This is a genomic window from Pseudomonas synxantha BG33R, from assembly GCF_000263715.2.
Lineage (GTDB): Bacteria > Pseudomonadota > Gammaproteobacteria > Pseudomonadales > Pseudomonadaceae > Aquipseudomonas > Aquipseudomonas synxantha_A.
In genome coordinates, this window is sequence record NZ_CM001514.1 from 960,838 (window position 1) to 972,688 (window position 11,851).

The 11,851-nt window shown below is 60.8% G+C and carries 9 protein-coding genes; 2 read left to right on the forward strand and 7 right to left on the reverse strand.

The window, feature by feature from the left end:
- Positions 1–4 precede the first annotated feature (4 nt).
- Together PSEBG33_RS22725 and PSEBG33_RS22720 are read right to left on the reverse strand one after the other, a co-directional pair.
- Complete coding sequence (locus tag PSEBG33_RS22725; RefSeq protein ID WP_005784710.1) at positions 5–2,530, reverse strand: PepSY domain-containing protein; 2,526 nt, start codon at positions 2,528–2,530, stop codon at positions 5–7.
- Between the two features lie 136 nt (positions 2,531–2,666).
- A complete protein-coding gene (locus PSEBG33_RS22720; protein ID WP_005784711.1) occupies positions 2,667–4,952 on the reverse strand; it encodes a TonB-dependent receptor in 2,286 nt (761 codons plus the stop codon).
- 205 nt (positions 4,953–5,157) lie between these two features.
- Here PSEBG33_RS22720 and PSEBG33_RS22715 point away from each other — a divergent pair, with 205 nt between their 5' ends.
- On the forward strand, positions 5,158–5,838 hold the full coding sequence (locus PSEBG33_RS22715) for a Fe2+-dependent dioxygenase (RefSeq protein WP_005784713.1): 681 nt from the start codon (positions 5,158–5,160) through the stop codon (positions 5,836–5,838).
- Between the two features lies 1 nt (position 5,839).
- The gene (locus PSEBG33_RS22710; protein ID WP_005784715.1) at positions 5,840–6,589 is read left to right on the forward strand and encodes a tetratricopeptide repeat protein; all 750 of its coding nucleotides are present in this window, start codon (positions 5,840–5,842) and stop codon (positions 6,587–6,589) included.
- Positions 6,590–6,637: 48 nt separating this feature from the next.
- On the opposite strand, the gene PSEBG33_RS22705 is transcribed toward PSEBG33_RS22710, so the two are convergent.
- From PSEBG33_RS22705 to PSEBG33_RS22685, 5 genes are all read right to left on the reverse strand, one after another.
- On the reverse strand, positions 6,638–7,801 hold the full coding sequence (locus tag PSEBG33_RS22705) for a type III PLP-dependent enzyme (RefSeq protein WP_005784717.1): 1,164 nt from the start codon (positions 7,799–7,801) through the stop codon (positions 6,638–6,640).
- A gap of 444 nt (positions 7,802–8,245) precedes the next feature.
- Complete coding sequence (locus PSEBG33_RS22700) at positions 8,246–9,403, reverse strand: betaine/proline/choline family ABC transporter ATP-binding protein (RefSeq protein ID WP_005784718.1); 1,158 nt, start codon at positions 9,401–9,403, stop codon at positions 8,246–8,248.
- Entirely contained in the window at positions 9,400–10,053 is a 654-nt protein-coding gene (locus PSEBG33_RS22695) for an ABC transporter permease (RefSeq protein ID WP_005784720.1), read from the reverse strand. Before PSEBG33_RS22695 ends, PSEBG33_RS22700 begins: the two co-directional genes overlap by 4 nt.
- 12 nt (positions 10,054–10,065) lie before the next feature.
- Complete coding sequence (locus PSEBG33_RS22690; RefSeq protein ID WP_005784722.1) at positions 10,066–10,959, reverse strand: glycine betaine ABC transporter substrate-binding protein; 894 nt, start codon at positions 10,957–10,959, stop codon at positions 10,066–10,068.
- A 19-nt stretch (positions 10,960–10,978) separates the two neighbouring features.
- Positions 10,979–11,695 (reverse strand): ABC transporter permease, encoded by a 717-nt coding sequence (locus PSEBG33_RS22685; RefSeq protein ID WP_005784724.1) that lies wholly within the window; start codon positions 11,693–11,695, stop codon positions 10,979–10,981.
- Between the last annotated feature and the right edge of the window lie 156 nt (positions 11,696–11,851).

The following is an 11,851-nucleotide window of genomic DNA, read 5'->3' on the forward strand; positions in this document are numbered from 1 at the left end:
CGGGTCAGTAGACATCCCGGCGATAGCGGCCCTGTTCAATCAAGCGCTCCACCGCCTCACTGCCCAGGATATCCACCAGCGCCTGATCAACCCCGGTCGCCATCCCTTGCAAACTGCCGCACACATAAATCGCCGCGCCGTCCGCCAGCCATTTGCGCAACACATCTGCCGATTCGCGCAGGCGATCCTGTACGTAGATCTTCTCTTCCTGGTCCCGCGAAAACGCCAGGTCCAGCAGCGCCAGGTCGCCACTGGCGAGCCAGCCTTGCAGTTCGTCCTGGCACAGGTAATCGTGGGCGATATTGCGCTCGCCAAACAGCAACCAGTTACGCTGCTGGCCATCGGCAATACGCGCCTTGAGCAGGCTGCGCAGGCCCGCAAGGCCGGTGCCGTTGCCCAGCAGGATCAACGGCACGGGAGCGTCCGGCAGGTGGAAGGCACTGTTGCGGCGCAGGCGCAGGCTGATACCCGAACCGATGTCGGCGTGTTCGGTCAGCCAGCCGGAGCCCAGGCCCAGACTGCCGTCGGGGTGGCGTTCCTGGCGCACGATCAGTTCCAGCACGCCGTCGCTGGCAATCGAGGCGATGGAATATTCGCGCATACCCAGTGGCACCAGCGCGTCCACCAGGGCTTGGGCATGCAGGCCGACCAGGTGTGCACGGTTGTCCGGCAGTTGACGGTTGGCCAGGGCTTGATCGAGCGTTTGTGCCAAGCCGTCGATCAACACGCCGTCACTGCCGGCCAGGCCGAGGCCGTCGAGGAAATGCTCCACGGCCCACGGGCAATTGCGCGGCAAAATTTCCACCAGGTCACCAGCCAGCCAACGCTTGGGCGTGGGCGGTGTGAGGCCGAGCAGGTAGACATCGGCCCCAACGCTGCCGGGGTTGAGCAGGCGGCGTTGGCTCAACGTCCAGTTTTCGTACGGGTCTGCCTGCCAGGCCGCCGCGGATGCGTGACCGGTGAGCTGGCCCAGTTGCTGTTGCCAGGTGTGCAAGGCCACTGCGTCGCCGCTGTCGACTTCCACCGGGGCAAACAGCGGGTTGCCGCCCTGGTTGGTCAGCCAGAAATGCAGGCGCCGGGCGAAGCCACAGAAGTGCTCGTACTGCCGATCACCCAGGGCCAGTACCGAGTAGTTCAAGCCTTTGAGGGGCAGGTCCTGGCCGAGCACGCTGCGCTCGAAACCACGGGCGCTGTCGGGGGCTTCGCCATCGCCGAAGGTGCTGACCACAAACAGCGCATGTTGCGATTGGCTGAGGTCGTCGCGGCTGACGCTGCCCAGGGGCTGCACCTTGACCGCAACGCCGGCGGCCTGCAATTGCCCGGCAGTCTGCCAGGCCAACTGTTCGGCAAAGCCGCTTTGGCTGGCAAACCCGATCAGCCAGGCCGGCGCACCGCTGTGAGGGGCACTCAAACCTTGGCGGGCTTCGCGTACCTGGCGTTTCTTGCGACGACGGTCGAGGTACAACAGCCAGCCAGTGATGAAAAACAGGGGCATGAGCAGCGAGCTGACGGTGAGCACGATGCGCCCGATCAGGCCGAAATAACTGCCAGTGTGCAACGCATAGACGCTGGTCAGCAGTTGAGCCTTGAGGCTCTTGCTGGCATAGCGGTCATGGGATTTGACCTCACCGGTGGCCGGGTCCAGGTTGATCTGGTTCAGCGCACGGTCATGGGGTGAATCCTTGAGCAGGTAGTACACGGTGGCCGGTTGCCCGGCGACGGCCGGCATACGGATATTGTAGGCACTCAGGTCGGGGCCGGCGTTGCTGTAGATGCTGCTCCAGATCGCCTCGTAGTTGGCCACCGGGGCAGGGCCTGTGGGCGGCGGGCCGCGCTTGCGCATCCGCTCGTTCTGCGGCGCATCGGAGAGCAGTTTGGTCACGCCCTGGTTGTACCAGTCATAAGACCAGTACAACCCAGTCAATGCCGCCAGCAGATAAAACAGCAGGCACCAGGTGCCGAACACCGAGTGCAGGTCCCAGTTGAAGCTGCGGCCCTTTTTGCGCCAGTCCAGGGTCAGCCACACGCGCCAGCTTTTTACCTGGCGCGGCCAGCGCAGGTACAAACCTGAGAGGCAGAAAAACACCAGGATCAGGGTGCAGGCGCCCGTGATATTGCGCCCGGTGTCGCCGATGGCGAGGAAGCGGTGCAGTTGCAGGATAAAGCCGAATACGTCCTGGCCGACGGCGTCGCCCAGGTAGTCGCCGGTGTACGGGTCGAAGTAGCGCATCTGGCCACGACGCTCCCCCGGTGGCGGGGTGAAGGACACCCGGCCGGCATTGCCGCTGTCGCTTTCTACCCACAGCATCGCGACGCTCTTGCCTTCGGTGGCCTCCAGCTTGCGCACCAGCTCGGCAGGCGGCAGTACGCCGGCTTCGCGTTTCTGTACGTTCAATACTGTGGGGTTGAGGGCCCGCAGGATTTCATCCTGGAACGAGTACGCAGCCCCGGTGATCCCCATCAAGGCCAGCACCAGGCCGGCAGTGATGCCGAAAAACCAGTGCAACTGGAATAGGGTTTTCTTCAACACGTCAGAGCGCCTCGCTGATCTGGATATCGATGTCACGGCGCGCATTATGCCGTGGGTTATCGAGAAAAATTCTGTTTTACACACAAAAGCCCCACGCATCCGATGCGTGGGGCCTTGGGTCGAGCATTGATTGCGTTTAGAAGTGGAAGCTGGTGGTCAACAGGGCGGTACGACCGGCCGCCTGGTTGGCGAAGTGCGTGGAGAATGCCTTGTCGTAGTAGGTCTTGTCGGTCAGGTTCTGCACGTTCAATTGCAGGTCGACGTTCTTGGTCAGCTTGTAGCTGGCCATGGCGTCGTAGCGAGTGTAGGAGGGTACATACACGGTGTTGCCGACATCGCCGTAAACCTGATCGACATAGAAAGCACCGCCGCCGATGGTCAGCTTGGGCGTGATGTCGTAGGTGGTCCACAGGCTGAAGGAGTTCTTCGGCGTGTTGGGCATCTGGTTGCCTTTGTTGGAGCCGGCACTCACTACACCGTTACGCCCGTTCAGGCCGGATTTGACCAGCTCGCTGTCCAGGTAGCTGTAGCCCGCAAACAACTGCCATTGATCTGTGATCTTGCCGCTGGCGGACAACTCGATGCCGTCGACCTGAGATTCACCGGCGTTCTGGTAGGTGAGAGCGTCCACCAGGATGCGGGTGTTTTTCTTCTCGGTGCGGAAGATAGCTGCGGTCAGGGACAGGCGATCGTGGAACAGGTCCCACTTGGTGCCCAGTTCATAGTTGACGGTTTCTTCGGGCTGCAAGTCGCTGGTGGCGGCACCGGCTGACAGTGGGTTGCCGTCGGAGCCTTCGCCGATCAGGCCACCGGCAGGCGTGGCCGAGGTCGCGTAGGACGCGTAGATGCTGCCGTTCTCCAGCGGCTTCCACACCAGGCCGGCCTGCCAGTTGAAGAACTGGCTGTCGTCCTTGATCTTGGAGCGTCCGGCCACGGCGTTGCTGTTGGCCTCGGTATCGAAGGTGTCGTAACGCAAACCCACGTTCAGCAGCCATTTCGGATCGAGCTCGATGGTGTCGAACACATAGGCGGCGCGGCTGGTGGCCTTGGTGTTGGTGCCCATGTAGTTGCGCGCAACGCTGCCATTCCAGGCATCGTCCGGGTTCGGGTTGCCGAGCGAGGTGCACTGGCCGCCCAGGCTGCCCTTGGCCGGGTTGCACACCGGGTTGGCGTTGGGGCTGACGGTATAGCCGCTGACACGGGTTTCTTCACCGGTGAATTCCAGGCCGGTGGAGTAGCTGTGCTTGAAACCCAACGCCTGGAAGCTGCCGAACAGGTCGGTCTGGTTGGTGGTTGTGGTCGTGGTGGAAACACGGCTATTGGCACGACGCCATACGGTGCCGAACTTGTTGACGTTGAGTTTGCTGTCGTCCGGTTGTGTCAGCACATAGTCCTGGCCGGTGCTGCCATGGCGCAGGGTATTTTTCAGCGTCATGTTGTCGTTCAGGTCGTGCTCGATGGAGATCGTGCTGATGTCGGCGCGGGTCTTGCGGAAGTCGCGGCTTTTCAAACCGTAGAAATTGTTGCTGTCGCCGCCGTCGTTGGGTTTGTCGTGCGCGTGGGCGGTGGCGGTCGAGGAACCATAGCCATACGGAATCCCCGAATCCGGCAGGTCGTCGCTTTCCATATGGTAATAGCTGAGGTTGACGCGGGTCGGCGTGCCCAGGCCAAACGTCAGCGACGGGGCTACACCCCAGCGGTCGTAATTCACCGCATCGCGGCCAGCCACGTTTTGTTCGTGGCTCATCAGGTTCAGGCGGAAGGCGGCGCTGTCGTCGAGGAACTGGCGGTTCACGTCGAGCACGTAGCGGCGGGTCTGGTCGGAGCCGTAGGTGAAGCCGCCGTTGGTGAAGTCCCGTGCTTGTGGGGTTTTGCTCACCAGGTTGAGGCTACCACCGGCCGAACCACGGCCGCCGAACGAGGAGTTCGGGCCCTTGCTGACTTCGATGGACTCGATATCGAAGATCTCGCGGCTCTGGCCGCCGGTGTCGCGCACGCCGTCCAGGTAAGTGTCGCCCTGGGCATCAAAACCACGAATGAACGGGCGATCGCCTTGGGGGTTGCCGCCTTCACCGGCGCCGAAGGTAATGCCCGGTACGGTGCGCAAGGCGTCCTGCAACGACGTGGCGGCAGTGTCCTTGAGTACTTGTTGCGGCACCACGGTGACCGAACGCGGTGTGTCCACCAGCGGCGCGGTGTATTTCTGCGACGAGGCTTTTTCCACCTGATAGGAGGTGTTGTCCTGGTCCTGGCCGGTAATGTTGGTGGCGCCGAGGGAGATAGGGTTGCGCTCGCCTTTTTGCTCGGTGTTTTCTGCTGCCTGCGCCAGGTGGGCGGCAGAGCTGGCGCTGAGGGCAACGCCGATGGCCGAGGCCAGCATACGTGGTGAACTGGCGGTTGTTATTAGCGTAGTGCGCGACATGACGTGTCCCTTCCCCAAGGATGTGAGGCCGCGGAATATAGGGCCAACAAGAGTTTGTATCAATTACGAGATATTGCTATTCGCATCGAATTTACATTCTTTACACTTTTTCGTTACGGATTTTGCGTTCTCGTTCGTCCCCGGGTTTTACAGGGCGGATAAGAATCAATACCATTGGCGCCTCTCTGATCGCAGGTATTGCCTCATGTTGCTGCACATTCCCGGCCTGTTCTCTCGCGAGGAGGTGCTGCGCATTCGCCAAGCCCTGGAAGAGGCCGAATGGGCCGATGGCAAAATCACTGCCGGGCATCAGTCCGCCAAAGCCAAGCACAACCTGCAATTGCCCGAAGGCCACCCATTGGCCAAGGAGATCGGCGCAGCCATGCTGGAGCGGTTGTGGAGCAACCCGCTGTTCATGTCGGCGGCGCTGCCGCACAAAGTCTTCCCGCCGCTGATCAACTGCTATACCGCAGGTGGCAGTTTTGACTTCCATATCGACAATGCGGTGCGCCAGCCCAAAGGCAGCCACGAGCGCGTGCGCACCGACCTGTCGTCCACGCTGTTCTTCAGCGATCCCGACGAGTACGACGGCGGCGAACTGGAGATCCAGGACACCTTCGGCCTGCAACGGGTCAAGCTCCCCGCCGGCGATATGGTGCTGTACCCCGGTTCCAGCCTGCACAAGGTCAACGCCGTGACCCTCGGTGCACGCTATGCCTCATTCTTCTGGACTCAAAGCCTGGTGCGCGAAGACAGCCAGCGCACCTTGCTGTTCGAAATGGACGGCGCCATCCAGCAACTGACCCGTGACGTGCCCGAGCACCCGGCGCTGATCCAGCTCACCGGCACCTATCACAACCTGCTGCGCCGTTGGGTCGAGGTCTGAAATGGGCTTTTTATTGCGTCGCCAGGAAGTGCTCAACGTCGAGCAATTGCAGTCCATGCTTGATGATTCCCCGGTGCGCGCTGCCCAGGCGATCCTGATCGCAGCCAAGGAAGGCGTGGTCGATGCCCAGGCGTTGCTCGGGCAGATCCTGCTGGAAGGGCGCGGTATTGCACGCGATGAAGCGCTGGCGCTGCGCTGGTTCCAGATTGCGGCGCAGGGCGGGCACGTGATGGCGCGCAATATGGCCGGGCGTTGCCTGGAGCATGGTTGGGGTTGCGCCGTCGATGAAGCGGCAGCTGCGCGGCAATACCGGCTGGCAGCAGAGGCCGGCCTGGATTGGGGCCAGTACAACTATGCCAACCTGCTGGCGACCGGCCGTGGCGTTGTGCAAGACCAGGCCCAGGCGCTGACGCTTTATCGCCAGGCGGCAGAGCAGGGCCACGCCAAGTCGATGAATCTGTTGGGGCGTTATCTGGAAGATGGGCAGTATTGCCCCAAGGATCTTGAGGCAGCCGTTGAATGGTACCGGCGCTCCGCCGAAGCCGGGGATTTTCGGGGGCAGTTCAGTTATGCGGCGGTGCTGGCGCACAGAGGCCAAATCGACGCTGCGCTGGAGTGGCTGCGCAAGGCGTTGGCGCATGGGAATCTCAAATTCCTGCGAACGGCGCACAAGGCGTTGGCGCTGGCCAATGAGCCGCAGATTCGCGCCATGGCCAATGCCTATCAACAGCGTGCCGCGACCTTTTCCTGAAGCCAAAAAAACCCATGACTTGTCATGGGTTTTTTATAGGCGGCGTTCTTACACGTAGAACGACTTCAACGGCGGAAACCCATTGAACTCAATCGCGCTGTAGCTGGTGGTGTACGCACCGGTCGACAGCCAGTACAAACGATCACCAATCGCCAGGTTCAGCGGCAGGCCGTACTTGTAGTTCTCGTACATGATGTCGGCGCTGTCGCAGGTTGGGCCGGCGATGACCACTTCTTCCATCTCGCCTTTCTTCTCGGTCCAGATCGGAAACTTGATGGCTTCGTCCATGGTTTCGATCAGGCCGGAGAACTTGCCCACATCCGTGTACACCCAACGCTCGACGGCGGTACGCGACTTACGGGCCACCAGCACCACTTCGCTCACCAGGATACCGGCGTTGGCGATCAGCGAACGGCCTGGCTCCAGGATGATTTCCGGCAGGTCGTCGCCGAAGTCTTCCTTGAGGAAGCGGATGATTTCTTCGGCGTAGGTTTCCAGGCTGTTGGTGCGGGTGATGTAGTTGGCCGGGAAGCCGCCGCCCATGTTGATCAGCTTCAGCTCGATGCCGTCTTCTTCCTTCAGGCGCTCGAAGATCACTTTGACCTTGGCGATGGCCGCATCCCACACGCTGATGTCACGCTGTTGCGAGCCAACGTGGAACGAGATGCCGTAAGGCACCAGGCCCAGGTCGCGGGCGAGGATCAGCAGGTCCATGGCCATGTCGGTCTGGCAGCCGAATTTGCGCGACAAAGGCCAGTCGGCCGTGGTCGAGCCTTCGGTGAGGATGCGCACATACACTTTCGAGCCCGGCGCGGCCTTGGCGATGTTGCGCAGGTCGGCTTCGGAGTCGGTGGAGAACAGGCGCACGCCCTTCTCGTAGAAGTAGCGGATGTCCTTGGATTTCTTGATGGTGTTGCCGTAGCTGATACGGTCGGCGCTGACGCCGCGGTCCATGACCTTGTCCAGCTCGTAGATCGAGGCGATGTCGAAGCTCGAACCCTTGTCTTTCAACAGGTCGATGATCTCCACGGCCGGGTTGGCCTTGACGGCGTAATACACTTTGGCGAATTCGAAACCGGCGCGCAGGTCATCGTAGGCCTGGCTGATCATCGCGGTGTCGATCACCACGAATGGGGTTTCTTGCTTGTCGGCGAACGCCTTCATTTTGTCAAAGGTGGCGCGCGCGAAATAATCTTCGACGTTGATCGACATGCTGGGGACTCCTAGGGGCAAACTGAAATTAGCAATGGGTGCAAATGAACGTCCTCCGTATCCCCACTTTGGTTCGCCTACTTCCCAAGGCATGTCGCCGAAAGCAAAAAGGCCACGGGATAAGCTTCCCTTGGCCTTGCTGTCTCGTCGTCAGTACTTGAGCCGGATGGATCGTTTCCAGCATGGACGTTCGGCGCGAACTTTAGGGCTTGATGGGCGTGGGATCAACTAAAAATGTCGCGTTTTTGCACGCGTTCGTCGCGGGACCCAGTCCAGCTACTTATGTAACCGACCGGTGTGACGGATTGATGTTCCCCGGATGGGGCCAATCAGATGGATTTGCGGTGTATTCATCGCAGGCAAGCCAGCTCCCACAGGGGAATGCATTCCAACAGATAAATGCAGTTCAACGGTGGGAGCTGGCTTGCCTGCGATAGCGGCGGATCAGGCCAGCGCAGTCTCGGCAGGCGAAACAATACTGGTCTTGCCCCCACGGGACTTACCGGAGCTCAGGTACTCGGCAATCGACTCCTGAGTCACTTCACCCAGGAACACCCGCTCGGCATCCATCACCGGCAACCACGAGCGGTTGAACTCGTACATGCGCGACAGCAGGATGCGCAAATGCTCGTCGTAGGCAGCCGTGGCGTTGAACTCGCGCAGGTACTGGCCGCAGGTACCGGTCTGACGGTGCAAATCGCGACGGCGCACATACCCCAGTGCCTTGTTCTCGGCACAGGTGACCACCACATAGCGGCGGTCGTGCTCGTCCATCAGCTCCAGCGCATCGGCCACCGGCGTTTCCGGGCTCACCGACGGAGCGTTGTCCGCCGCGTCTTCGGCCTTCACCAGCAGCAGGCGCTTGAGCGTGCTGTCCTGACCCACGAAGTTGCTCACGAACTCGTCGGCCGGGTGCGCCAGCAGCGTGTCCGGGTGGTCGATCTGCAACAGCTTGCCGGCACGGAAGATGGCGATCTTGTCACCCAGCTTGATGGCTTCGTCGATGTCGTGGCTGACCATGATCACGGTCTTGTTCAGCGCGCGCTGCATCTCGAAGAACTCGTTCTGGATCATCTCGCGGTTGATCGGGTCGACCGCGCCGAACGGCTCATCCATCAGCAACAGCGGCGCATCGGCCGCCAGCGCACGGATCACGCCGATACGCTGTTGCTGGCCACCGGACAGCTCACGCGGGTAGCGATGCAGGTACTGCTTGGGTTCCAGCTTGATCATGCTCATCAGTTCGCGGGCGCGATCGTGGCATTTTTGCTTGTCCCAACCGAGCAGCTTGGGCACGACCACGATGTTTTCCTCGATGGTCATGTTGGGAAACAGGCCGATCTGCTGGATCACGTAGCCGATGTTGCGACGCAGGGTCACTTCGTCCAGGTCAGTGGTGTCTTCACCGTTGATCAGGATCTTGCCCGAGGAGGGCTTGATCAGGCGGTTGATCATCTTCAGCGTGGTGCTCTTGCCGCAGCCCGAGGGCCCCAGGAATACGCAAATTTCGCCTTCGTTGACGGTCAGGCTTACATCGTTGACGGCGGTGACAGTCTTGCCGTTGCTTTGAAAAGTCTTGGACAGGTTTTGAAGTTCGATCATTTGAGCAATCCTTTTGGAGTCAGCGAGCGTTGCAGCCATTGCAGAAGCAGGTCGGCGAAGATGGCCAGGAGACTGACCAGCACGGCGCCGACAATCAGCATCGACATATCGCTGCGGCTGATGGAAGCCAGAATAAGTACACCCAGACCACCGGCACCGATGGTGGCGGCGATGGTCATCACACCAATGTTCATCACCACGGCGGTGCGCACACCGGCGAGGATCACCGGCACGGCAATCGGCAGTTCGACCATGCGCAGGCGCTGGCCGAAGGTCATGCCGATGCCTTTGGCGGCCTCGCGAATGCCTGGTTCAACGCCAGTGAGGGCCAGGTAGGTGTTACGCATGATTGGCAGCAGGGAGTACAGGAACACGGCGGTGATCGCCGGCATCGGCCCCAGGCCCTGGCCGAACTTGGAGTAGAACGGCAACAGCAGCCCGAACAGTGCAATGGATGGCACGGTCAGCAATACCGTGGCGCTGGCTTGCAAGGGACCTGCGAGGGTTGGGAAGCGCGTCATCAGAATACCCAGGGGCACGCCGATAAAGATCGCGAGAATCACGGCGATGCCGACCAGGGTGATGTGCTGCCAGGTCAGGTGCAGGACTTGGGCCCAATCAAGATGGGAAAAGGCGTTCAAAAATTCCATGTCTTCTCCTTTTTAGTTGATTGGATGTTGGCGCAGGAAATCGGCGGCAACGGCGGAGGGGCTTTCATGGTCGACGTCGACCCGTGCATTGAGCTGGCGCATGGTTTCGTCGTCGAACAGATTGGCCAAAGGCTTGAGCTCTGCGGCCAGCTGCGGGTGCTTGTCGAGGTATTCCTGGCGGATCACCGGGGCTGCGGTGTAGTCGGGGAAGTAATGTTTGTCGTCTTCCAGCAGCTTCAATTTAAAGGCATTGAGGCGCCCGTCAGTGGTGTAGACCAAGCCGGCGAACACTTGGCCATTGCGCAACGCGGTGTAGACCAGGCCTGCGTCCATTTGCCGGGTGTTCTTGCGCGTCAGGTTCATGTCGTACAGCTTGACCATGCCCGCCAGGCCATCGGAGCGGTTGGCGAACTCGGTGTCCAGCGCGACCAGGCGGTGTTCCTTGGTGTCTTCGGCCATGGCTTTGGTGAGGTCGCTGATGCTGTTGATCTCGGGATGCTCCTCAGCAACTTTCTCCGGCAGCGCCAGTGCGTAGGTGTTGCTGAAACGCGATGGCGATAGCCAGACCAGGCCTTTTTTCGCATCGAGTTCCTTGACCCGGGCGTATGACTGTTCGCTGTCGAGCTTCTCGTCGATGTGGTTATAGGCCACCAGCGATACGCCGGTGTATTCCCAGATCAGATCCAGTTGCCCGCTTTCCTGGGCGCTGCGTGCCAGGTTGCTGCCCAGGCCACCCGTCACACGGGCGTCGTAGCCCTTGGTGCGCAGGTACTGGGAGGTGATTTCGGCGAGCAGGGTCTGCTCGGTGAACACTCGGGCGCCAATGCGAATCACCGGTTTTTCAGCGGCTTGCGCAATACCTGCAAACAGCAGGACGCAGCCTAATATCAAGCTTAGTTTTTTCATGTCGATTCCTTTCCTGGCGTTAAGACGGGCGCAACCCGCGTTCCAGCCAGAGGCGGCTGGCCATAGTCACCAGGCCGTCAAGCAGCAATGCCAGCAGCGCGGTGCACGCGGCGCCGAGCAACAGTTGCGGCTGGTTGTTCAGGGCGATGCCGGGGAAGATCAGGCTGCCGAGGCTGTTGGCGCCAATCAGGAACGCCAGCGGCGCGGTGCCGACGTTGATCGCCAGGGCCACACGTACACCGCCGATGATGATCGGCACGGCGTTGGGCAGTTCCACGCGAAACAGCACCTGGCGCGGCGTCATGCCGATGCCGGTGGCGGCTTCCTTGAGGGAACCCTGGACGTTTTTCAAGCCTTCGTAGGTGTTACGCACGATGGGCAGGAGGGAGGCGAGAAACAGCGCGAAGATGGCCGGGCCGCTGCCGATGCCGAGGACGCCGAGGGCGATGGCCAGTACGGCCAGGGGAGGGACGGTGTTGCCGATGTTGAAGATCTGCATGAAACGTTCTGCACGCCCGACCATGTTGGGTCGGCTGAGCAGGATACCAGCGGGGACGCCCACAATCAGGGCTGCCAGCATGGAGACTAGGACAAGAATCAGGTGAGCTTGCAGGTAAAACAACAAATCGTCGCGGTACAGTTCGATCGTGTTGATGCCGATCCAGTGGACCAGCAGGGCCAGGAGCGCGACGACAACCGCGCCTCCTATCAGCCCTTTGCCATAGCGAATAGCCACAGGCGGACTCCTTTTTTTCTTTTGTCGGCGAACACATTCTCCGGCGGCAATGCCATTCCTGGCTGTCGGCGAATAGGTTCGCGAAAAGCAGCTCGCCGATACTGGCAATGCAGTATGCGATCAAGCCATGAGCGCAGCCTCGTCAGGCTAACTTGC